We start from the raw sequence: 22,431 nt of genomic DNA on the forward strand, positions 1-22,431 counted from the left end.
CCTTATCCTTAATTTTTAAATGGATATTTAAGCCAAATCAATAGCAGTGGTATTGCTAAAAACGGAATTTCTATCAGGGCTATGCGATAGTTTCCAGCACGTAATGCAAATGCCATTATAAATACAACCGATAGGGCATTGAGCAGATTGCCTATGAAAAATGTCCTTGGTAGCAGCAGCAGTATGCCAACCAATATAGCGGAAACACCGAATACAGGCATTGTCCATTCCGCTAAACCCAACTGGGACATCATTTTTAATGATTCTGGATTTTTCTTATAATTAAAGGAACCCCAACCGTGGCTAAAACTCAAGCCTACCGAGGTTACCAATAAGACTAATGAAATGATGTTCTTTATCATATTAATTCAGAACGTAAATTTGTAATACATAACCGCCAATCAACCCAATAGGGATGCCTAAAATTGCGTTTATAAGTGCCGTTCGCGCTTTTTTAGGAAATGCTTTTCTAAATCTGTAATACAGGTAAAATCCTACCGGTGGCAATGCGTTTGACAATACTGTTAAACCCATTGGTAGCTTGTCATTTTTTTGAATAGTATTCATCTTGTTTTATTGTAAAATGTTATTTAATATTTATCCAAAGTTCTTCAACATTGAAACTTATATGCGACACTTTGGTCTTGTGGGGCATATCGATAGCTGTTTTGCTGCCGTCTTTGATGATTTTGGTATGCTTTAGGACTTCTTCCAAGTTACTTTTATCATTCAATGTCCATTTTCCCTTGCCATAATCGAATACTTTTTTATCCTCAATCCGTAATCCATTTATGGAGTCGGTGAAAGCGAAAGGGTGTGTGTTCACGTAGGAGCTATCCAACATCAATGTGATGGTATTGCCTGTTTTGTTACTGATATAGACCGTTTTGTTAGCACTACAGGATGAAAGCACAACCACAACAATCGATACCGCACTTATACGTTTCATTTTTTTTTCATTTTTTAGTTTAAATATTGAAATTGAGAGTTTTTAAAATGGCTCAAAACTGTAAGTCTTAAAATTCAACTTTAGCTAACTCCTGCGATAACTCCCATAATTTTAAAGAAACATTCAAATCCTTTGCTTGTGAAGGTATTTTTGCGACGGATGGAAATCCCCGGGTCTCCCCCATTTTGTCCGGTCCGTAATACAAACCGCCTTTAGCATCCGGAGATGTCGCCGCGTATAATGTTGGCAAGGCTCCCTGTGCAGATGGCTGGAATAAAAATGGTAGAAAAGTTCGCGCCATTCCTGCGGCACTCCATCGCCCGGCACCGGTAATAAGTAAATTTGTTCGGGAAACACCCGGATGGGAAGCCAGACTCGTGATGCCCCAGCCGTACTTTTCACTTTGCCGCTGAAGTTCTAAAGCAAACATCAGGTTCGCAAGTTTTGCCTGGCCATATGCTTTCATTGGAACATACGAAGATGTTGACTGAAGGTCATCAAAATTGATTATTCCTGCACGATTTGCTACACTTGAAACAGTAACAACACGGGCGCCAGGTGATTTACGTAATAATGGAAGAAGTTGTGCTGTAAGTGCTAAGTGGCCAATATGGTTTGTGCCAAACTGTAACTCAAAGCCATCGGCAGTTTCAAGCCGTTTTGGCGGTGTCATTACACCGGCGTTATTTATTAGAAGATTGATGGCTTGCCCTTTCAAAGTCATTCTCGAAACAAAGGCTTTTATTGAGGATAGATTGGCAAGGTCTATTTTTTCAAAACTCACTTTGGCCTTCCGATTAATCCGGTGTATCTTATCAATTGCATCAGCCCCTTTTTGAGCGTTACGCCCCATTATTACCACATTCCATCCTGCTGATGACAACGCTAGTGCATCTTCGTATCCAACACCTTCGGTACTACCTGTAATTACAGCTAAGCCACTGTTTGTTTGAGGAATATCCGATGCTGTCCATTTTTTAATTTCGTTTTGCATTTTACTTGTTTTTGTTATTGCAAAGTTCTGCAACAGTAATAAAGCGGCTGTAGCCAAAAGTCATATTATCGTAGTGGAAAAGCCGATTTATTCTATACTGAAAGGCTCGTCCTATTGCATCGGATTTTTTCCTGCGCGCTCTGATTAGAGTTTAGTCAGGAGGTGTTCATAGTTAATTCTCATACAATTCCACCATTAGAATAAATAAGCTGGCCATTGATCCATTCACCATCTTCAGAACACAGGATGGCAACAGTATTTGCGATGTCTTCGGGTTTGCCAAGGCGGCCGTAGGGTGTCATGGCTGCCGCGCCCTGAAGTTGTTCGGTTGTGCCTTTACTTCTCAGCAAATCTGTGTCAACAGCGCCGGGGGCAATAGCATTAACCGAGATGCGGCGGCCACTAAGCTCTTTAGCTAATACTCCGGCATACATTTCCTGGGCGGCTTTGGTAGCGGCATAAGCACCTGTACCCGCAGGCTTCATTTGGATGATGCTGGAACTTAAGCAAATAATGCGTCCCCCATTGCGGGTACGGCGGGCGGCTTCACGCAGTACATTAAAACTCCCTTTAATATTTGTAGCTATCATTCGGTCAAAAGCCTCGTCGCCCATATCGGCAAACGGGTTAGTATTCATGATACCAGCATTACTAACCACCACATCTACGCCGCCAAAGGCTTCCTGGTTAGCATCAAATAGTGCTTTGACTCCTTTAGGGTCCGCAACATCTGCCTGATGATAAATCGCCCTACCTCCTGCGGCTTTAATCTCCTGTACGAGCCGTTCAGCCTTGTCCTTATTTGTAAGGTAGTTTATTGTTACGGCATAGCCATCAAGTGCTAGTCGACGTGCAGTGGCGGCGCCAATTCCACGGGATGATCCGGTAATAATGGCTACTCGTCCGGCACCGGGCATTACGCCAGGTTCAATTTGAGAGGGTTGACTATTATTTAATCCCATTGCATTTGCAACAGGAAGAGCGGCAGCGGTTGTGGCGAGCGCTAAAAATTTTCTACGGGATGTACTCTTATTTGAATGCATATTTTGATATTTTATTGCGACAAAGTTCAAGAATTGTTTAAAAGCTTACGTAGCCAAAAGTCGCAAAGACGTAGTTGAAAGGATTATATATCAACTAAGATTATTAATGAGGTTTCCAAGGTGAAAAAGCGCCTTTTAACTATAACATTCGGACATTTGGATACATCATTTAGCTATAAACGGCCGAAATTTCGCAGATCAAAGGCAACTACCATAAATTTAAAACAAAACTATTTACACGTAGAAAATTCCAAACACATAATTAAATGAATGAAAAATTGTCCCGTGACCATGTAGTCTGGCTGCCCCATCCTAATAAATTACTGGTGATTGAACCTATCGACTATCCAAACCCTTATGATTACCACCGGCCTCACCGGCACGACTATTTTGAAATCATATTAATACAAAAAGGCGAAGGCAAACAATACGTAGACTTTACACCCTATGAGATGCATGGACGGCAACTCTTCAATGTTTATCCGGGACAAGTACACTTAATGCATCGCAATACCGCTCAAGGCTTGCTAATACAATTCAGGAAAGACCTTTTTGAGTTTATACGTCCCCTACAACACTATCAACTATACTTTATAGACCCCGTTTTTAATCCGGAACCCCAAATTTTTGACCGTCTTTTTAGCATGACCGAACAAATGGCTGATTTGTTGGCGCAAAAGGATTTTTCACAACTCTCTATTTATAAGGCATACTGCTATTTGGAAATAATACTAATATCCCTTGTAGAGATGCAGGGCGAGAATATTGGTTTAAGGTATGACCATCTCACCTCTCAGTTTCTTTCTGTATTATCGCAAAATATATACTCACATAGGAAAGCAGCCGATTATTGCAAAATGCTGAACTGTTCCAGAAATAAGCTGAACCAAGTCTGTAAGGCTGCGTTTGGAAAATCGGCCCTTGAACTTATCCATGAGGAACTTCTATTAGAGATACGGCGCCTTTTGCTGCTTGGGAAAATGTCTTTGAAAGAAATTGCTTTCGCACTCAATTTTGACAGCCCCGCCAACTTCAGCATCTTTATAAAAAGCAAGACAGGGCTTACACCATCAGAACTGCAATCTTTAGTAAATTCAAGTTGCTAGTTTCAAAATAAGAAAGTAAACATCAAAAGTGAGAAATATTGTTTACCACAACTAAACACTCACAGGTATAATGCCTACAAGGGATTATTTCAATTTTTTGTTTATTTTCATAAGAAGATATAAGACGCCAGATGATTGTATATGCCCTTCTGTCTTTCCGAAGTGCTGTCGTGCTGATTTTGGAGTCACTCCTATGTTGTGTTTATCTGTTAATCTACTAACGAAGTATTGGTGAACCTTCATTTGGCTTTAAATGGATGAGTGTTTTAGTGTCGCTCCATAATTTTAATGCTCGTTCTTCGTCATAAGACAATTTGGAAGAACGCCTTTCTGTTAATCTAAAATCGTTAGATTGAAAATATTTTCCCGAGCTGTTTACAAAGTCAGGGGCAACAGCAACCTTCGCAAGCGATTTTCCAGAAAAAACAATATCTCCCATTGTTATACCACTTCGTTTCATTACCCAATGAATAAATGCAGTGCTTGTAAGCCATCGCACCGGCTTTGGCATACTTCTTAAAAAGGAAGTTCCTGAAGTGGCACCAGGGTCATAGGCTATGGATGCAATAGAAGAACCTACCTTTTTTAGCCGTCTATCCAATTCATACGCATAAAGCATTATACAAAGTTTTGAAGTTGCATATAACTTGCCGGCGGAAATGGGCTTTGAGCCATCTTTACCAGTATGTGCAAGTCCAATTACATCATATTCTGCCGCTACTCCCATCAATTTTCCGTCTGCTGTATCAGGGTCGTGTGTGCCACTTGCTGTAAAAACAACCCGTCCATTATTTACTATGCTATCAATAAGCAATTCCACCAATAAAGTATGTCCTAAATAGTTAGTTGCAATAGTTTCTTCGTAACCATCAGTAGAATAAGATACAGCTCCGTTTAGGCGAATTCCAGCATTGCAAATGATAGCTTGCAGCGAATCAATTTCTCCATTTACAATCATTTTAAGGCATTGCGCAGCTCCTGTCCTTACAGATTTTAAAGACGATGTGTCCATCGCAAGCACACTTATTTTTACATTATAGGATTTTCGTAATTCTTTTGCGAAAATTTCCATTTGTTCAGGGCTACGCCCTGCCAAAATTAAATTGTAATTATAAGTTGATGCAAGAAGTTTACAACATTCAATTCCTATTCCGCTGTGTCCGCCTGTTATTAAAATCGTTGGCATATTTTTCTCTTTATAAATTAAGGTGCAAAGATTGCACGTTTAAAAGAGAAAGTATTTGCCATTTGGCAAATAGCGATTTTAACTGATATTTTTCCTAATTCGGCTCAATGAAGATTGAGTAATGCCCAAGTAGGAAGCAATGTAAGAAAGAGGTATGCGATTAGCAGCGTTTGGGAAGTCCTTTAAAAAATTAAGATAACGTGTAGTAGCATCTTGCGAAATCATAGAACTTAATCTTTCCATTTTTTCAGTGCGATGCTTGTTCATTATTTTATCAATCATTTTGTCCCAATCCAAAATGGTATCGGAAAGTTCTTTCCAATCTCCTTTGGTAAATGTGATGAGTTTGCAGTCGGTAATGGCTTGTAAATAAAAAGTTGCCTCATAATAATCCCAATCTTTTATCAAGTGGTTTTCGTTAAAAAAATACTTTGTAATTTCTTCGCCTTTGTTATCATAGAAAGAAATACGAATAAAGCCCTCCACAAGAAAGCCAATATGTTCAGGCATTTTACCAGCTTCCCAAAAGTAATCGTCTTTCGGAAGTTGCGTCTCGGTAGCCTTACTTATAATAAGGTCAATTTGTTGTTTGTTTAAATTTCCAAACTTCAATATAAAATCTGTAAATGCTTTCATAGTGCAAAGGTGAAATTTTAAGATTGGTGCTTATTTACCATTTGGCAAAAAAGTTCTTTTTAATGCGCGTCAGTTTGATGTAAGCAAGGACGCTCGTAAGGTTTCTGCTAACTGTATGTATGATGCGCTTACAAGGGATAAAATTATTTCAATTTTTATTTTATTGATGATATTTTATAAGGAATTGGAAAGGCTTTCTAATAAAATTGACTTTTTTTGTGTTTGGATTACAATTAAACAAATCTATTAACTAACAACTTGAATTAATTAAAATTCATAAGTAAAACTGGTATTTTCATAACTCCTGTTAGTATAACACACTGTAGTTTCACCATTATAAAACTACGCGGTTATGAAAACGATTATAATCTTACTATTGTTCACTAGTTACACACAGGCGCAGGAGCATAATATTTGGTATTTTGGCTACCACGCCGGGCTTGATTTTAATGGCGGTGCACCTTTGGCGCTTACCGATGGGCAGATTAACACTATAGAGGGCACTGCCTCAATTTCCGATAATAATGGAGACTTATTGTTTTATACAGATGGAGTTACTATTTGGAACAAAGATCATCAGATTATGGAAAATGGTAATGACCTCATGGGGCATGAATCTTCTACCCAGTCTGCAATTATAATTCCTAAGCCTGGAAGCCAACAGCAATACTATGTATTTACTGTACCGGCAGGTGGAACTTCTGGTTTTAGGTATTCTACTATTGATTTGGGGATTAATAGTGGCTTGGGCGCAGTAATCAATAAAAACAACTTACTTCAGGCTCCAGCTGCTGAATGCATAAATACCACATGGCACAACAATGGGGAAGATATCTGGGTAGTTGCCCATAGTTATAATTTCAATCTTTTTTATACTTATCTTGTGACTACAGGTGGTGTATCTTCAAGTCCCGTCATCAGTTCATCTGTTTTGATTCCTGATGCCGTTGGCATGGGGTCTGTAAAGATATCCCCAGATGGATCTAAAATAGCCTTTACCCGAAACGCTATACCTAATGGCACGCAGGTTTTTGACTTCAACAACGCTACTGGTGTAATATCGAATCCCATTCAATTGACAGCTACCGGTGGTTATGATTATGGCGTGGAATTTTCGGCTTCAGGAAATGTATTATATACAACGTCCGGGCCACACCTAAATCAATATGACTTACTGGCCAATGATATTGCGGCTTCCGGGATCGTCATAATTATCGGCGTAGGGTTTGGATCAATCCAGCGAGGACCGGATAATAAAATATACGCCGCCCGGATTGATCAAAACTATGTGAGTGTAATTAATAATCCCGAAACTATTGGTGTCGGTTGCAATTTCCAGGCAGAAGGTGTCAGCTTGGGAGGAAATGACTTTTTGCGGTTAAGCACTTTCGGGTTGCCTAACACAGTACTCTCCCCGGTTTTTAAAATTAAACTTGATAATCAGACACTGTGTATTGGGGAAGTAGCAACATTTTCAATCAATCCCTCTACAACACAGTTCGAGTCTGTCTTATGGGAATTTGGGGATGGCAACACTTCGGCCGAGGTAAGCCCCGTGCATACTTATCAGGCTGCAGGCACCTATACCGTAAAACTCACGGCACACCGGCAGGGAATAACAAAGGTAACACAGACCAGTATTACAGTGTCGCCTATTCCGCCCATTACACAACCTGCAAATATGGCCCTTTGTGATGAGAATCATAACGGTACTGCACTATTTAACCTTATAGCGCAAAACGCACCGATATTGGGCACGCAGGATCCAAATGAGTACATTATAACCTACCATACTACTTTAGAGTATGCTGAATCGGGCACTGATAGCCTCGATGGAAATTTTGCTAACACCAGTAACCCGCAAACTATTTATGTAAGGATGGAAGATAAACACTCAGGATGCTATGCTACCACATCTTTTGACCTTATTGTTGCGCCCGAACCGGTAATAGCAATGCCGGACAACTATACCTTTTGTCAGGGTAGCACTGCGGTGCTTACCGCCCCGGAAGGATTTGAAACTTATTTATGGTCTACTGGAGACACTGCCCGTATTATAAATGTAAATGTGCCGGGCAACTACATCTTAACCGTCACTGAAAACAATAATGGCAGCCTGTGCGAAAGCTCTAAGGCCATAACGGTATATGTATCAGATGCGCCAATAATTACGCAAATACACAGTAGCGACTGGACAGACAACCATAACACTATAAGCATATCGGTATCTGGTTCAGGCAATTATGAATATTCGCTCAACGGCATTACTTATCAGGACAGCCCTGAGTTTACCGGGCTGGAAAGCGGGATTTATAATGTATATGCCCGCAATAAAAATGGCTGTGGTTTAGATATAGATGAGATTATGTTACTAATGTATCCTAAATTCTTTACGCCTAACGGAGATGGGATAAACGATACGTGGCGCATTAAGCATTCCTGGAATGAACCGGGATTATCTGTAACTATACTCGACAGGTATGGCAAATACATTACAACCTTTGCAGGTAACAGTACCGGATGGGACGGGACCTTAATGGTCGTTCGCTTCCTGCTACAGATTATTGGTTTGTTGTTGAAAGGAACGACGGACGCCAGTATAAAGGCCACTTTTCTATGGTCAGATAAATATTATTATTCAATATCAAACTATTAATTACACTCTTATGAAAAAACTATTTCTTTTTATGGCTACAGCCTTTCTATCCATTCCCGTATCGGCACAACTTCTAAATCCTGATTTTGAATATTGGGCCAGCAGCCCCGAAAATCCGCAAACTACTAACTATGCTTTAGGGTGGACGTGCACAAACGGCATGCCCTTATGGGTTGCCCCACCATTTTACTTCCCGGCACCCACGGATGCACAATCAGGAAATTTTGCTATAAAGTTAAGTGTCTTTCACCACAACGATAAGGCTATGGCAATTACAGGAGCACCTATCAATTCACGACCGCAAGCGCTTAATGGCTATTATAAGTATTCCCTGAACCAGGTAATGGACGTGTCTAATGAAACCCTTGTGGAGGATTTCGCGACAGTGAATGTATCTCTTTGGAAAGACAATATTACTATTGGCTCCGGGACTCTAACGCTTTCCGGCACCGACTCATACACTTTGTTTACCTGCCCTATAACCTATAGCAATAATGAAATCCCCGATTCAATTAGGGTAAGCCTGGATTGTTCGATACTTACTATAAGTTGGGAAGATTGGTCTGCCTCTCATGTGTCTGTTAACGAAGATGGTATTAGTTCTATATTTACGGTAGATAATTTACAATTAATGAATACATTATCAAACAAAGCATTCAACGCAAGTAACGTAACAGTGTACCCTAATCCTGCCTCTGAAAAAATTTTCATTTCAAATTTTGAAGGCAGCGCAGCATTATACGACACATTTGGTAAACTTGTACTTGAGCAAACTTATACCCCGGATGGCATGGATATAGCGACACTTCAAAATGGCATTTATATTGTGCGATTAACTAATGAAACGGACACAAGTACAATAAAGTTTATCAAACGCAATTAGAAGACCAACGTGAGTAGCCTTTAAGGTGATAATTATAGGCGAAAGGTAAATTATTATACCTCAGTTTTTACTTATGCACAGATTTATTTATAAATTTCTACATTATGAATTATAACGTTCTTTAAATCAGTCGGCTTCCTTACAGGAAGCTTTAAAAGATACCGGAGATAGGAAAGTGTTGTGGCACTTTTGTGGCACTCATGTTACCAAAGTCGATTTCTGTGCTGTAAAGGTGCATTTTGACCCTAAGTTCGTTTCCCTCCCTCTCCGCGAAATAAAACCGAACCCAAAAGTTCGGTTTTTTTTATGCCTAGCTGAATTATATAACTAATTTATAATCAGTGTTTATTGAATTAATCTCGGGGATTGAGGGTTCGAATCCATCAATTCAAACGAGAAGTCAAAAAGCCTTAAAAATTACATAAATAACTACACAGCAGCCTTTTGCAATGGATTTATATACATTGGCTTTCAAATCTTGCAAAACCACTTAAAATTTTTGTGCATACTCGTGGCACTTTTTTGCTGTTTGAAACTATAAAACTTTATGGAATTAAGCTATGCCTAATCAATGAATTTAATTTATTATCATAGTTAGATAATATGTTAAAAAAAATACTAAATTAGCATTAACCTAATAAAACCTACTATGGTAAGTCACTCTCATCAAAACATATTGATCGCACCCTGGCGAAGTTAATAAACTATTCTCTCGATAGGTCTAAATAACACAGGTAAACTCTTTTTTTCTGCTATATTCCGTTCGTTACTTGATACAGAAGTACCTTATAGCAAATCGTAGCCTTTCCTTGCAAATGCGCTTCAGCATAAGAATTTCATGCTTTCAATAGTATTTATACAAAGTGATTTCTTATACCAACCCACTTTTTATTACAAAAGCTTAGGCGTTTCACCTCAACGGCCTTTTAGCTACTTTCTGGCTAATAATTTAATTTTTGACAATGTATAGTTCACAAAATATATTGTGTAGAGTAGATAGGTAAGTAGATTTAAAATAAGCACAAATAGCATACAGAATAAAATTAGTATCCTTGCTTAAACTCAGCATTATTATGGTGGTGGGGGTTAATACACTCTTAACCCTAACAACTAAATTTGGGCAAAGGAATTGTACACATGGCTAAAACCGCTTTAATTTACCATTGCTGTTTTTCAGTAACGATAATATTATACCATTTTAGAACGAAAACATAATTTATTGTGGTGTTAAAAACATTATATTTGTTAGCAATGCGCATACCTAAATAAAAGGTAACCCTAAGTCAATTATTGTTAACCAATTTAGAAACTTTCAAATAGTAATGAACACAAATCAGTCAGTGAAGATTTTAAAAGAAAAAAAAGACGCCATCCTTGAACTTTGGACTGCCAAGCAAAAAGCTGAAGACAGTTATTTTAATGCCGATGACCAAAAGGAGGATTCTGAAGATTTTGCAGCGTCTTTTTTGAATGCGCTTAGCGATTCAACTGTAGAAGACCAAAACTCTAAGGGCTTTGACAAAGTAAAAGAAACATTACTTGGTATATCAGTGTCAAGGGCAAAAAGAGGATTTTCTCCAAGAGAAACTGGAACCTATTTATTAAGTTTTAAGGAAGCCTTATTAGAAGTGCTTTCAAATGAATTTAATGACCCGGCCGTACTTTATGCAGAGAGCCTTAAAATAAGCAAGATCATAGATAATATGACTATACTGACATTTGAAGGATATATTAAAGGCCGTGAAGATATTATTTCACGCCAGACGGATGAAATCACTGAGATTTCTACTCCTGTAATCCAGGTTTGGGATGGTGTTGTTGCCCTGCCCATTATCGGTACTTTAGACAGTGCCCGTACCCAGGTAGTAATGGAAAATCTTTTACAGCAAATTGTTGACACCGGCAGCACTATAGCAATTTTAGACATTTCCGGCGTACCGGCAGTAGATTCATTGGTTGCACAGCATTTAATTAAAACTGTTAGCGCCACGAGGCTATTAGGCGCCGAATGTATTATTAGTGGTATAAGGCCTGAAATCGCGCAAATTATTGTACATTTAGGAATAGACCTGTCTAATATAATTACTAAGTCTACCTTAGCAAGCGCACTGCAAACAGCTTTTGGCATGCTAAAACTGGAAGTAAATAAAAAAGGGAAGTTTATAAATAATTAATTAATGGATAGAATTCCTATTTTAAAGATGGGTGACTTTCTTCTTGTCACCATCCAAGTAGATTTATACGACCAGCTCGCAGAAAACCTTGAGACGGATCTTGTAAATGCCGTAAAAAAACATAATTCAAAAGGCGTATTAATTGATATCTCTTCGGTCTCAATCATCGATTCTTTTATGGGCCGTATCCTCGGCAACATTGGCGCTATGTCCAGGATTATGGGAGCCCAGTCGGTAATTGTAGGTATGCAGCCTGCCGTGGCTATGACTTTGGTTGAACTGGGCCTTACACTTACCGGGGTCGCTACTGCACTTAATGTTGAAAAAGGTATGGAACTACTGCGTTCTAAAATTTTATTAAGTGACGGGCAAAGCGATGACGATGATGACAACGACACTGAGTAAAGAGGATTTTCTTATTGTAAAAGAACAGGACGTGGTCCCGTTTCGAAACAAGGTTAAAGATGCCGCAGTTAAGACGGGTATGGGTATTTTAAACCAGACTAAGCTTATAACTGCAGCAAGTGAGCTCGTGCGTAACCTTTTAAAATATGGCGGCGGCGGTACTGTAGCAATAGAGGCTGTAAATAATGGCAGGGAAAACGGGGTGCGGCTGGTCTTTTCAGATAAGGGGCCGGGTATAGCAGATCTTAGCCTTGCCATGCAGGACGGATTTAGTACAGGTAAAAGCCTCGGGCTTGGCCTGCCCGGAACAAAAAGGCTGGTAAATGAATTTAATATACAATCTACAGTTGGTGAAGGCACAACGGTTACCATAATAAAATGGAAAAATGGATGATACCGTTTTGGTTAGTTATAAAATAGACGACAGGAGTTATGTATCATTCATTAAGAGAGAAATACATAATTTAGTCACCGGTTCTGGCTTTAGCCCTGCAAAAGTGGGAGAAATAGATATTATTGTATCTGAACTTACCTCAAATCTGATAAAATTTGCCGAAACAGGAGAATTGCTGTATCGTGTAAGTAATGATGAAAAAGGTATTTTTTTTGAAATATATTGCCTGGATAAGGGTAAAGGGATTCAAAACCTTTCACGGATGATGCAGGATGGGATTTCCTCATCCGCAACATTAGGCCAGGGTTTGGGTGCCATTGAGCGCCTGAGCGACGATTCATCCATATTTACATTACCAGACTGGGGTACGGTGGTATACAGCAAAGTATATCTTAAAATAAGTGAAGCTTTTACTAAGCCCAATCCAATAAATTTAGGTGCGGTAAAGGTTTGCTATCCCGGAGAAATAGTGTGTGGAGATGGTTTTCATATTAAGAAAATGAGTACCGGAATACAGTTTTTAATGGGTGACGGCCTGGGGCATGGTATAAATGCTCATGAAGCGGTACAGGAAGCCATTAGTGCTTTTAAAGAATGCAGGCACTCCAGCCCTATTGATGTGCTGCGCCATATACACGAAAATGTAAAAAAAACAAGGGGGCTGGTAGCAACAGTTGCGTATCTTGACTACAGTACCCAAAAATGGCTTATGTGTGGCGTTGGTAACATATCTACTGTTTTATATACAGGGCTATCTGCAAAAAATTATACGCCATATAATGGTATTGTAGGCCATAATATACCGCGCACACTCAATAACTCAGTCATGGAACTTGAAAAATACCAGACCCTGATAATGCATTCTGACGGGTTAAAAACACGATGGAATCTTATTGACATGCCGGGTATTTTAAAACATGAACCTAATATTATAGCAGCAGCATTATATAAAGATAACGCCCGCCATAATGATGACATGACTGTATTTGCAGCAAAAATAAATTTATAATTATGAAGGATGTTGTTAGCATACGGCTGGATAATGAGATGGATTTAATCTTAGCACATAAAAGGGCTATGAAACTATCTGAATTATGCGGCCTTATTACATCATTGCAAACCCGCTTTGCAACGGCAGTGTCTGAAATTGCCCGTTGCTCCATCGCTTATGGAAAAAATTCCTATGTGGTTCTGGGCATCAATTTTTTAAGCGGCGGCAAAAAAGAACTAAAAGCTGTTATATACGACGATGTTAATTTAGCGGAATGTAATCCGGAAGCCTATGCCTATGCGGTGCGTTTGTCTAAGAGTGTTAGCACTGAGCTCATTAACGGGGTTTATCAAATACACCTTACGCTCCCGGTACCTTACTCAGGAGTAATAACAGAATCCCGTATAACCTCATTCATAGAGTATTTTCAAAGGGAAACCCCGCTTTCGCCCTACGATGAATTGCGCAAAAAAAACATCCAGCTCATAGAACTTTCTGAAAAGCTTAGCGAAAGTGAAAGCAATTATAAGCAGTTGACCGATACAATACCAATGATCGTTTTTTCAGTGTCGGGTTCCGGTGTAATTACATTAGCCAATAAAAGGCTTGAACAAATACTTGGCCGTAACTTTACGGCTTTTAATGCAGCAAATTTAGAGAAAATATTTCATATTGAAGAAAGTCAGGCAATTATAAAAGGATGGGAAGCTGTTCAGAAAAGAAAGGTACAATTTACGAGCCAGGCAAGGCTCCGTGTTAAAGAATCTTATGTTTGGTATATGGTATCTATTATGCCCAATACTGATGATAGAGGAGACATATCCGGATATATAATTTCTATGTTTGATATAAATGCGCAAAAAATTATTGAAGAAACATTAAAGGATAATCGGGAGTTAAAGGCTACGCAGGAGAACCTAAAGGCTTCTAATAAAGAGCTATCAGCAAAAAACAGGGAACTTGAACAGTTTGCGTATATTGCCAGCCATGATCTACAGGAACCTTTGCGAAAAATAAGAAATTTTACATCTCTTGCAGAACGTAATTTAACCCAGGACGATAAGGAAAAACTTTATTTCCCAAAAATTAATGCCGCTGCTGAACGTATGTCCAGGCTTATTAAAGATGTTCTAAATTATTCAAGGCTTACTGTAGAAACCGATATGTTTGTTCTAGTTGACCTTAATGAAATCCTGAACGACGTAATAAACGATTTTGAGTTTTTAATTAAGGAAAAACAAGCAAAAATAGAAACGGAAAATCTTCCGGTAATTAAGGGAATACCTGTACAAATAAGCCAGCTTTTTTATAATATAATTGGTAACTCCTTAAAGTTTGTCAACCTTCAGCCTTCAATAAAAATTGCCAGTGAAATTGTGGATGTTTCTAATAAGGAAGTGGCTGGCACCTATTATAAAATTTCAATTTCAGATAATGGTATAGGTATTGAGCAACAGCATATAGACAAACTATTTATAATCTTTAAGCGATTGCATCCTCAAAACGTATATGAGGGAACAGGCATAGGCCTGGCTTTGTGTAAAAAGATAGTTCAAAATCACGGCGGCTTTATGGAAATTGAAAGTGAGCCCGGAAGAGGCACCAAGGTATCTGCTTATCTGCCATTGTCTTAGTAACAAATATTAGCACCTGCAAACCCTTACCGGTTATTTAAGTATTCTCTTAATGGCATTACTTTAGTTCCATGAGATATCGAAAGCTTTAGTTTCACTAAATGCTTCAAGACAAAGAGTAAAGTATAGCAGGGTGGCGAAGGCCCGGATACTCCTTATGGTGTCTTTTATTAAATAAAAGCTAATATGCCGGGGCATACCTCCTGTTACAGGTTTTATTGCTAAATTGCCTGTATGGCAACAAATCCTAATGTGGTAATAATTGGTGGTGGCTTGGCAGGCCTGGCGGGCGCTATACATCTATCGCAAAAGGGGTTAAAGGTTACACTTATAGAAAAATCGGGCTACTCAAGGCATAAAGTATGCGGAGAATACATTTCTAACGAAATTTTGCCCTACCTGCAATGGCTTGGCGCCGATGTTCTGCAGCTACAGCCTGCAAAAATCAACAATTTTGAATTTACTACTCGCAGCGGGAAAATTACAAAATCAGAACTTCCGTTGGGCGGTATTGGTGTAAGCCGCTATGCACTCGATAATTTTTTATACCAAAAAGCCATAGCAAACGGATGCAATATCCTTAAAGAAACGGTAATCGATGTAACTTTAGCAGACAATACATTTACAGTTGCCATTTCAAATCAGGTTTTACACGCTAAAATAGTATTTGGCGCTTACGGCAAACGGTCGAATATCGACCAGGTGTTTTCGAGGGGATTTATCACTAAAAAATCGACATGGCTGGCTGTAAAGGCGCATTATTCGGGCAGTTTTAATGCTGATATTGTAGCCCTGTACAACTTTAAGGGTGGTTATTGCGGCATATCTAAAGTTGAAAATAACGTGATAAACATTTGCTACCTGGCTGATTATGCCTCCTTTAAAAAATATAAGAATATTGATGATTACCATCATAACGTGCTTTATAAAGACAAGCACCTTAAATAGGTTTTAGAGCATGCCACTCCCCCTTTGATAAGCCACTTACCATAAGCCAGGTATCCTTCGATAAAAAGCAGCCTATAGAAAACCACATACTTATGATAGGCGATACCGCTGGCCTTATACATCCGCTTTGCGGCAACGGTATGGCAATGGCACTGCACAGCGCTAAAATTGCGGCTGAGCTGGTGCTGAGTATAATTCCGGGAAATTACCATCCCGCAAAGCCCTTGAAGAAAAATATGCACAGCAATGGAAAAAGCATTTTGGCAAACGGATGTTTATGGGCCGTATCCTGGCAAAACTGATACGCAATGAATTAGTAACAAATGCTTTAGTAAATATTACCGTAGCACTGCCCGGATTGCTTTCATTACTAATTAAACAAACGCATGGCAAACCTATAGCAACCGATTAATGGCCATAACCACAAAATACCGGACTCAGGAAACCGAGATAATGGACGACTTTTCGCTACAGGGTGAAGAGTTGCGTGATGCGCTCGATAAAATTGCCGGCATAAACCGGCTATTGGGAGGAAACAGCCTTACGCTTAGCGGGGTAAAGCAACATAACTGGTTGTCGCTGCCTTTGTCTGTGCATAATCATACAGCTCTGCGCTTGGGTCGTACGCCTGTTGTGAGGACGTACCAATTATGGATGCTCCCGGCTTTAAGTGCGGAAGCGCCGCTTTTGTGATCCAGAATGGAGCGTAAATATTGGTTTTCATGGTAGCATCAAAAGCTTCTGAAGTTATATCCTATATAGACTCCTGTGTTTGCTGACGTGCCGCGTTATTAACCAGTATATCCAGCCCGCCCAGCGCTTTCACAGCATCCTCAACCAGCTTTTTACAAAAGGCCTCATCGCGCAAATCGCCAGGAAATTGCTATGCCCTTACGCCCTTCTGCCTTAATAAGGGCAATTACTTCTTTTGCATCTTCTTCCTCAGTAGGATAATAATTAATAGCCACATCCGCGCCTTCCCGTGCATAGGCAATGGCCGCTGCCCTGCCCATACCGGAGTCGTCACCAGTAATCAGCGCCTTACGACCTTTAAGCCTACCGGAACCTTTATAGCTTTTTTCGCCATGGTCCGGCCTCGGATCCATCTTGCTTACCAGTCCCGGCCAGGGCTGGGTTTGCTCTTTAAAGGGTGGCCTAACATATTTTGTAGTTGGGTCCTCGGGTGCTGTACCAGATGGTATATCAGTATTTGTAAGCCCACCGGCCAGCGCAGGGCTAACAATTGTTGTAGCCAGTACGGCACCCATGCTGCCTATTGCCTTGCGGCGGCTCATTGTGTTATCTGTACTCATAATATTTCAGATTTAATTAGTTTAAAGCAATCAGATAATTACTCGTCTTTTTTTACAACAGCTTTCAGTATTGCTCCTGTTACCAATGCCCCAGCAAGGTAATAGGCAACTGTAAGTACCTTGGTTTTCTGCGCTTTATTTACAGGCTCCGGGTCAAGGCCTGCAGGCTCGGGCAAAGTAACTGCCCCGATGCCGCCTGAAAGGCCGTAAAATACGGCCCATGTCCAGATGTGCTTATAACTTCCCCCGCCTATCAGGCTGTAATATAAGGCATTGCTAATTACATCGCCGGCAAGGGTAACCTTATACAAGGTAGCGTCATCATCTATTGATGTGCCTAAGTAATTAAGCGATTTCTGGAGTGCCTCCTCTCCTACCAGGTCAACACGCGGCATATCCGGACCTTTCTTTTTAAGGCTCTCATGGATTATATTCAACACAATAGCGCCGCCTAATCCCGCCAATAAATTTTTTATCTTACTCATAATTTTTCTTATTAGATATGAAGAATCCCGGCAATTACCGCCCAGGCTTCCTGAAACCTACTACAACTTTTCTATGGGTTCCTGCTGCTTTTTGGTCTGCTCGGCCAATATAGTATCAGGGGTAATGTTACCCAGCGCCACCTGTACTTTATTCTTAAACCCGGAAACCACTTTGTCTTTACCGGCCATAAGGGCTTCATAGCCATCTTTGGCTACATCAGCAGGGTCAGACAGTGCTTCCCTATCCAGGACTGCCTTACTGCTTTGCATATCTGCTTTATTAAAAAAGTCGGTATCCGTAGCGCCCGGCTGAAGCGCCGTAACGGTAATTTCAGTATCCTTTAATTCTGAGCGGAGCGCTTCAGAAAACGACAGTACAAATGCTTTTGTTGCATGGTACACTGACTGCCATGGCCCCGGTACTTCACTGGCAATAGATACAAGGTTTAATATTTTACCGCTGTTACGTGCCACCATTTCTTTTACAAAATGCTTGGTTAAAATGATGGTGGAAGCAATATTTAGGCTGATAATATCAAGTTCACGATCAATATCGGTATCTTTAAACAGTCCGTAAACACCTTGGCCCGCATTGTTTACCAATACATCTACCTGTATGCCTTTACTTTGTATTTCTTGGCATAGTGCAAAGGCATCTTCGCTTTTAAACAGGTCTTTGGCAATGGTGACAACTTCAACACCATAACTCCTGAATTCCTGTGCTTTAGCCTGAAGTTCTGCCTCGCTCCGTGCAACGATCACTAGATTGTATTTATCATTGGCAAAAAGTTTTGCCAGCTCATAGCCTATTCCATTTGTGGCACCCGTAATGAGTGCATATTTATTTATATCTGACATATTCCTGATTTTTTTTAGATTTTAAATCTTTCAATAATTATTACGCCCAAGGATCAAGTACTACCTTAACGCAGCCGTCTTCTTTCTTTTTAAAGATATCGTACGCGTGCAATATCTCGGTAAGCGGAAGCCTATGGGTTATGATATCGTCTAATTTTACTTTTCCTTCCTGAACATAACCCAGCAGTTTATCTATATGCTTATGGGCGGGGGCCTGGCCACCTTTCAGGATGATGCCTTTGTCAAAGAACTGCCCTACGGGGAAATTATCATAATAGGTAGGATAAACCCCTAAAACTGAAACGATACCGCCTCGGCGCACAGCGCTCATACACGCCTCCAGCACTTTGACCGAGCCTTTTTCAAGGTTTACTACGGCCTTAGCCCTGTCCAAGAAACTCCTGTAGGGCTCAAAGCCTACGGCATCTACACACACATCTGCGCCGCGGCCGTTGGTTATGGCACGTATCTGCTCTACCACATCTTTAGCGCCGTCTTCCCATAGTATGGTCTCGCAACCTGCAGTTTCTTTTGCCTTGTCTAATCGGTATTGCACGGTATCTACAATCACAACCCTTGCTGCACCGCGCAGCCACGCGCTTTTTGCGGCCATAATGCCTACCGGCCCTGAACCAAAAATGGCCACTGTTTCACCTCCTTTTACCTCAGCCCGATTAATGCCACTATAACCTGTAGGAAAGATATCTGTAAGGAAGAGCACCTGTTCATCGGTCAGGTTATCAGGCACCACACGTGGGCCAAAATTAGCATACGGCACACGCACATATTGTGCCTGGCCACCATCATAGCCCCCATACAAGTCGGTATAGCCAAACAGGGCACCGCCTTTTTCGGTCAGCACGCCACCTTCAGGGCCGTAATGGTCAGGGTTACTGTTTTCGCAATGCCCCGGTAGTTCGTGGTTACAGAAAAAACAAGAACCACAGGCAATCGGAAACGGCACGATAACACGGTCGCCCACTTTAAGATGGGTTACGTTTTTGCCTACTTCCTCAATAATTCCCATAAACTCATGCCCTAATACCATCGGGCGCGGCTGGGGATACCTCCCGAATAGATATGGAGGTCAGACCCACAAATGGCGGTTGACGTTACCTTAAGGAAATGTTATCAGAATTTTGAAGTTTTGGGTCGTCGATGTTGTCACAGGTTATTTTTCCCGGTGAATGGATTACTGCTGCTTTCATAAGTTGATTTTTATATGTTCATTAATTGTCTTTCAATGCTACTGTGGGAAGGTTTGTTATCGCCGGGCCATTTATAACAGTGCCCAGAGCGGTAAACCTGGATCCGTGCAGCGGGCAGTCGAATGATTTTTCATCATCGTTCCATTGCAGCACACCACCCAGGTGCGGGCATACGGCCGAACAGGAGTGCACCACATTATCATCATCTTTATACACGGCAATTTTTTTCAGGCCTTTAGAGAGGATAGCACCCTGCCCCGGCTGAAGCTCAGATACATCTTTTATATCGCCCGATGCTACCCAGTCCTTGACCATTTTGTAACCCATGTTGCCTACTTCTTTTACGAAATCAAGGCCTGTATGGAGGGTAATACGCGAAGGGTCGTAAAGCGCTATATATGGGTTGGGGTTGCCCATAATAATATCATTGATAATAAGCCCACCCAATGTGCCGTGCGTCATGCCGTTTCCTGAATCGCCTGTGATGATATAAATGTTATCATCGCCCGGGTTTTTGCCGATATAAGCAAGCCCGTCAACCGGCTCCATGACCTGGCCGGACCATTGGTACGCTATGTCGGTGAAATAAGGAAAGTGGGATTTTGTCCACGCAATAAGGTTATTATAGCGCTGTTTTTCGGTAACATGCTCTTCATCGGCCTGCCCGGTTTTGTGGTCTTCGCCCCCTGAAATGAGTAAATCAAAAGTATCATCAAACGGTTCGAGCCGCACGTAATGGTAGGGCTTGGCCACCCACTTTGATTCCTGGTTACCGGTATCCCACCACATGGCATAGGGTAATGTTCCTTTGGGTACTTTGGCTGCAATAACATAGCTGCGGTAGGCAAACTGTTTGGTATGCATAGTGAGTATATCGTTTACCGGAGAGTTGGTCGCCACAACAATATGATTTGCGGTAACTGTAAAACCATTGGCTTTTGCAGCGGCTTTATCAATTTCATCCACATGTGTACCGGTATATATTTCACCACCCATACGCGTTATCGCGTCGGCTAAACCTTTAAGGTATTTGAGTATATGGAACTGCCCCTGGTTAGGGAACCGGATGGCACGCTGCTTGTTATCCTGCGGAAAGCCTGGTATGTGTGCAACCATTTCTGTAGGCAGCCCAAACCGCCCTGTAGCTTCCCGTTCTTTATCAAGGTTTTCTTCTTTATCGGTAGGGTCGGAAAAAAGGTAGCCGTCCACACTTTTAAAATTGCAATCGATGCTTTCTGCAAATACAGCCCCTTTGATCCATGATACTGCATCGAGGTGGCTTTGGGCAGCAAGCTTTGCCTTCTCTTCACCGAATATGTTTTCAAGGTCGTAATAACGGTCGTCAAGGGCATAGGTGATCTGGGCGGTTGTCCGGCCCGATTCGCCACTGCCCAAGTACCCGTCTTCAAGCAGTACAACCTTTTTACCTGATTTTGAAAGGCAATAGGCTGTAGTAAGCCCGGCAATGCCGCCACCTATAATAACGACATCGGTTGTGATATCGCCTTCCAGCTTCTTATACGCCAGTGGTGCCTCAGTATCATTCCAGTACGAACGGTGGCTGCCACTGGTTAGCCTGTCTTCTATAGGATCTTTACTTTCCATGCTTATATTTTATTTTACCGGCTTAAATACAGCCAGCTGTATCGAGAATTTTTTTGATGGGACGTTGTTGCCCTCCGCTAATTCGCTAAAATTGGCATTCATGATCCAGGTATCAGTGCCGGCCATAGTAGCTGTAGAAGGATAAGCAAAGCGGTCTTCCATAGCGGTGCTTTCGCTAACCATGGCTGTGGCCCAGTTGTCGGTAGTTTTTAACTTAAAAACTTTGTTTACGCCGCCGTTCTGTACAAGGGTTAGTGTAGTATTATCATTTAGTAATAATCCATCTGCCCCAGGAAAAAACTGGTCAATCTTTACCTTTACAGCATTGGCAGGGCTCGCAATGTCAATTTTTACCAATGCGCCGCTACCGTTATTAGCTACAAGCAATGCACCTGATGGCAGGAATACAACACCGTTAGGCCCTACCCCAGCGCACTTTAGCAATTCGCTTTTACTGAAAACTGTTGCTTTGCCCGCGGCATCCACTCTGTAAACCGCGTAGGCATAGCTATCGGTTATATAGGCATTGCCTTTAGTATCAAAAGCAATATCATTAGGGAAATGCTCGCCCGGCACAAGTACAGATAAGTCAACATCCGATAGTTTTTTACCGGTTTTCAGGTCGATGATAAGCATACGCGCCTCCTTCTTTTTAGTTGCAGGCGTGCTATAAATGCTGTAATTAGCATTTCCTGCGCATACAAACAGCCTTTTGCCGTCAGGATGTACCTTTACACCATAAGTAGACTTCAGACTTTTATCTTCATACAGCACCGAATATTTGCCGTCCTTGGTTACTTTGCCCACCGTACCCAGACGGGCAGACGATACATAATAAACTCCTGTAGCATTATCATAAACCACACCTTCAGGGTAGGTACCCGGGGCTTCAAATTCAATACGTTTGGTAGGCTGCTGTGCAAAGGCAGCAAGGCCCACAAGCAATAAAATATATTTTTTCAT

General features: G+C 41.0%; 23 protein-coding genes and 1 pseudogene. 10 read left to right on the plus strand and 14 right to left on the minus strand.

The genetic code is table 11. The features are described from left to right. Positions 1-8: 8 nt before the first annotated feature. The 5 genes from FMM05_RS00505 to FMM05_RS00525 all read right to left on the minus strand — a co-directional run bounded on the left by FMM05_RS00505 (position 9) and on the right by FMM05_RS00525 (position 2,986). The gene (locus FMM05_RS00505; RefSeq protein ID WP_143371388.1) at positions 9-362 is read right to left on the minus strand and encodes a hypothetical protein; all 354 of its coding nucleotides are present in this window, start codon (positions 360-362) and stop codon (positions 9-11) included. A gap of 1 nt (position 363) precedes the next feature. After that, positions 364-567, minus strand: coding sequence for a hypothetical protein (locus tag FMM05_RS00510; RefSeq protein WP_143371389.1), 204 nt, complete (start codon positions 565-567; stop codon positions 364-366). Between the two features lie 19 nt (positions 568-586). After that, positions 587-949, minus strand: a complete 363-nt coding sequence (locus tag FMM05_RS00515; RefSeq protein ID WP_143371390.1) for a hypothetical protein — start codon at positions 947-949, stop codon at positions 587-589. Between the two features lie 67 nt (positions 950-1,016). Further along, the gene (locus tag FMM05_RS00520) at positions 1,017-2,000 is read right to left on the minus strand and encodes an SDR family oxidoreductase (RefSeq protein ID WP_221932235.1); all 984 of its coding nucleotides are present in this window, start codon (positions 1,998-2,000) and stop codon (positions 1,017-1,019) included. Positions 2,001-2,122: 122 nt separating this feature from the next. Further along, entirely contained in the window at positions 2,123-2,986 is an 864-nt protein-coding gene (locus tag FMM05_RS00525; RefSeq protein WP_143371391.1) for an SDR family oxidoreductase, read from the minus strand. A 266-nt stretch (positions 2,987-3,252) separates the two neighbouring features. Here FMM05_RS00525 and FMM05_RS00530 point away from each other — a divergent pair, with 266 nt between their 5' ends. Next, positions 3,253-4,092 carry a helix-turn-helix domain-containing protein gene (locus tag FMM05_RS00530; RefSeq protein ID WP_143371392.1) on the plus strand — a complete coding sequence of 280 codons (840 nt, stop codon included), beginning with the start codon at positions 3,253-3,255 and terminating at the stop codon, positions 4,090-4,092. 217 nt (positions 4,093-4,309) lie between these two features. On the opposite strand, the gene FMM05_RS00535 is transcribed toward FMM05_RS00530, so the two are convergent. Together FMM05_RS00535 and FMM05_RS00540 are read right to left on the minus strand one after the other, a co-directional pair. Next, a complete protein-coding gene (locus FMM05_RS00535) occupies positions 4,310-5,278 on the minus strand; it encodes an SDR family NAD(P)-dependent oxidoreductase (RefSeq protein WP_143371393.1) in 969 nt (322 codons plus the stop codon). A gap of 78 nt (positions 5,279-5,356) precedes the next feature. Continuing rightward, on the minus strand, positions 5,357-5,914 hold the full coding sequence (locus FMM05_RS00540; RefSeq protein WP_143371394.1) for a Crp/Fnr family transcriptional regulator: 558 nt from the start codon (positions 5,912-5,914) through the stop codon (positions 5,357-5,359). A gap of 352 nt (positions 5,915-6,266) precedes the next feature. Between FMM05_RS00540 and FMM05_RS21250 the strand changes: the two genes are divergently transcribed. The 9 genes from FMM05_RS21250 (at position 6,267) to FMM05_RS21260 (ending at position 16,301) form a co-directional block, all read left to right on the plus strand. Then, entirely contained in the window at positions 6,267-8,570 is a 2,304-nt protein-coding gene (locus tag FMM05_RS21250; RefSeq protein WP_143371395.1) for a T9SS type B sorting domain-containing protein, read from the plus strand. Between the two features lie 10 nt (positions 8,571-8,580). Next, positions 8,581-9,453, plus strand: a complete 873-nt coding sequence (locus FMM05_RS00550; RefSeq protein WP_143371396.1) for a T9SS type A sorting domain-containing protein — start codon at positions 8,581-8,583, stop codon at positions 9,451-9,453. A 1,340-nt stretch (positions 9,454-10,793) separates the two neighbouring features. Then, the gene (locus FMM05_RS00555) at positions 10,794-11,627 is read left to right on the plus strand and encodes an STAS domain-containing protein (RefSeq protein ID WP_235894327.1); all 834 of its coding nucleotides are present in this window, start codon (positions 10,794-10,796) and stop codon (positions 11,625-11,627) included. A 27-nt stretch (positions 11,628-11,654) separates the two neighbouring features. Further along, on the plus strand, positions 11,655-12,032 hold the full coding sequence (locus FMM05_RS00560; protein WP_235894346.1) for an STAS domain-containing protein: 378 nt from the start codon (positions 11,655-11,657) through the stop codon (positions 12,030-12,032). Continuing rightward, on the plus strand, positions 12,010-12,426 hold the full coding sequence (locus tag FMM05_RS00565) for an anti-sigma regulatory factor (RefSeq protein WP_235894328.1): 417 nt from the start codon (positions 12,010-12,012) through the stop codon (positions 12,424-12,426). Before FMM05_RS00560 ends, FMM05_RS00565 begins: the two co-directional genes overlap by 23 nt. Next, positions 12,419-13,435, plus strand: a complete 1,017-nt coding sequence (locus FMM05_RS00570; RefSeq protein WP_143371399.1) for a SpoIIE family protein phosphatase — start codon at positions 12,419-12,421, stop codon at positions 13,433-13,435. Before FMM05_RS00565 ends, FMM05_RS00570 begins: the two co-directional genes overlap by 8 nt. A 2-nt stretch (positions 13,436-13,437) precedes the next feature. Further along, positions 13,438-15,051, plus strand: coding sequence for a sensor histidine kinase (locus FMM05_RS00575; RefSeq protein WP_143371400.1), 1,614 nt, complete (start codon positions 13,438-13,440; stop codon positions 15,049-15,051). A gap of 234 nt (positions 15,052-15,285) precedes the next feature. Then, the gene (locus FMM05_RS21255) at positions 15,286-15,999 is read left to right on the plus strand and encodes an NAD(P)/FAD-dependent oxidoreductase (protein ID WP_317129549.1); all 714 of its coding nucleotides are present in this window, start codon (positions 15,286-15,288) and stop codon (positions 15,997-15,999) included. A 92-nt stretch (positions 16,000-16,091) separates the two neighbouring features. Next, complete coding sequence (locus tag FMM05_RS21260; protein WP_317129550.1) at positions 16,092-16,301, plus strand: NAD(P)/FAD-dependent oxidoreductase; 210 nt, start codon at positions 16,092-16,094, stop codon at positions 16,299-16,301. A 245-nt stretch (positions 16,302-16,546) separates the two neighbouring features. On the opposite strand, the pseudogene FMM05_RS21210 reads toward FMM05_RS21260, so the two are convergent. From FMM05_RS21210 to FMM05_RS00615, 7 genes and pseudogenes are all read right to left on the minus strand, one after another. After that, positions 16,547-16,825, minus strand: a pseudogene (locus FMM05_RS21210) (SDR family NAD(P)-dependent oxidoreductase). A gap of 31 nt (positions 16,826-16,856) precedes the next feature. Then, positions 16,857-17,312, minus strand: coding sequence for an SDR family NAD(P)-dependent oxidoreductase (locus FMM05_RS21215; RefSeq protein WP_262711221.1), 456 nt, complete (start codon positions 17,310-17,312; stop codon positions 16,857-16,859). A gap of 38 nt (positions 17,313-17,350) precedes the next feature. Further along, on the minus strand, positions 17,351-17,797 hold the full coding sequence (locus FMM05_RS00595) for a hypothetical protein (protein WP_143371401.1): 447 nt from the start codon (positions 17,795-17,797) through the stop codon (positions 17,351-17,353). Positions 17,798-17,857: 60 nt separating this feature from the next. Further along, a complete protein-coding gene (locus tag FMM05_RS00600; protein ID WP_143371402.1) occupies positions 17,858-18,655 on the minus strand; it encodes an SDR family NAD(P)-dependent oxidoreductase in 798 nt (265 codons plus the stop codon). A gap of 40 nt (positions 18,656-18,695) precedes the next feature. Further along, on the minus strand, positions 18,696-19,682 hold the full coding sequence (locus tag FMM05_RS00605; RefSeq protein ID WP_235894329.1) for a zinc-binding dehydrogenase: 987 nt from the start codon (positions 19,680-19,682) through the stop codon (positions 18,696-18,698). 202 nt (positions 19,683-19,884) lie between these two features. Beyond that, complete coding sequence (locus tag FMM05_RS00610; protein ID WP_143371403.1) at positions 19,885-21,468, minus strand: FAD-dependent oxidoreductase; 1,584 nt, start codon at positions 21,466-21,468, stop codon at positions 19,885-19,887. Positions 21,469-21,477: 9 nt separating this feature from the next. Continuing rightward, positions 21,478-22,431: a beta-propeller domain-containing protein gene (locus tag FMM05_RS00615; RefSeq protein ID WP_143371404.1), complete on the minus strand. Its 954-nt coding sequence runs from the start codon at positions 22,429-22,431 to the stop codon at positions 21,478-21,480.

This window comes from Flavobacterium zepuense (genome assembly GCF_007097145.1).
GTDB lineage: Bacteria > Bacteroidota > Bacteroidia > Flavobacteriales > Flavobacteriaceae > Flavobacterium > Flavobacterium zepuense.

Coding starts and splice junctions, on each gene's coding strand:
- FMM05_RS00505 (WP_143371388.1), bottom strand. CDS start 362: ATGATAAAGAACATCATTTCATTAGTCTTATTGGTAACCTCGGTAGGC.
- FMM05_RS00510 (WP_143371389.1), bottom strand. CDS start 567: ATGAATACTATTCAAAAAAATGACAAGCTACCAATGGGTTTAACAGTA.
- FMM05_RS00515 (WP_143371390.1), bottom strand. CDS start 949: ATGAAACGTATAAGTGCGGTATCGATTGTTGTGGTTGTGCTTTCATCC.
- FMM05_RS00525 (WP_143371391.1), bottom strand. CDS start 2,986: ATGCATTCAAATAAGAGTACATCCCGTAGAAAATTTTTAGCGCTCGCC.
- FMM05_RS00530 (WP_143371392.1), top strand. CDS start 3,253: ATGAATGAAAAATTGTCCCGTGACCATGTAGTCTGGCTGCCCCATCCT.
- FMM05_RS00535 (WP_143371393.1), bottom strand. CDS start 5,278: ATGCCAACGATTTTAATAACAGGCGGACACAGCGGAATAGGAATTGAA.
- FMM05_RS00540 (WP_143371394.1), bottom strand. CDS start 5,914: ATGAAAGCATTTACAGATTTTATATTGAAGTTTGGAAATTTAAACAAA.
- FMM05_RS21250 (WP_143371395.1), top strand. CDS start 6,267: ATGAAAACGATTATAATCTTACTATTGTTCACTAGTTACACACAGGCG.
- FMM05_RS00550 (WP_143371396.1), top strand. CDS start 8,581: ATGAAAAAACTATTTCTTTTTATGGCTACAGCCTTTCTATCCATTCCC.
- FMM05_RS00560 (WP_235894346.1), top strand. CDS start 11,655: ATGGGTGACTTTCTTCTTGTCACCATCCAAGTAGATTTATACGACCAG.
- FMM05_RS00565 (WP_235894328.1), top strand. CDS start 12,010: ATGATGACAACGACACTGAGTAAAGAGGATTTTCTTATTGTAAAAGAA.
- FMM05_RS00570 (WP_143371399.1), top strand. CDS start 12,419: ATGGATGATACCGTTTTGGTTAGTTATAAAATAGACGACAGGAGTTAT.
- FMM05_RS00575 (WP_143371400.1), top strand. CDS start 13,438: ATGAAGGATGTTGTTAGCATACGGCTGGATAATGAGATGGATTTAATC.
- FMM05_RS21255 (WP_317129549.1), top strand. CDS start 15,286: ATGGCAACAAATCCTAATGTGGTAATAATTGGTGGTGGCTTGGCAGGC.
- FMM05_RS21260 (WP_317129550.1), top strand. CDS start 16,092: ATGATAGGCGATACCGCTGGCCTTATACATCCGCTTTGCGGCAACGGT.
- FMM05_RS21215 (WP_262711221.1), bottom strand. CDS start 17,312: ATGAGTACAGATAACACAATGAGCCGCCGCAAGGCAATAGGCAGCATG.
- FMM05_RS00595 (WP_143371401.1), bottom strand. CDS start 17,797: ATGAGTAAGATAAAAAATTTATTGGCGGGATTAGGCGGCGCTATTGTG.
- FMM05_RS00600 (WP_143371402.1), bottom strand. CDS start 18,655: ATGTCAGATATAAATAAATATGCACTCATTACGGGTGCCACAAATGGA.
- FMM05_RS00605 (WP_235894329.1), bottom strand. CDS start 19,682: ATGGGAATTATTGAGGAAGTAGGCAAAAACGTAACCCATCTTAAAGTG.
- FMM05_RS00610 (WP_143371403.1), bottom strand. CDS start 21,468: ATGGAAAGTAAAGATCCTATAGAAGACAGGCTAACCAGTGGCAGCCAC.
- FMM05_RS00615 (WP_143371404.1), bottom strand. CDS start 22,431: ATGAAAAAATATATTTTATTGCTTGTGGGCCTTGCTGCCTTTGCACAG.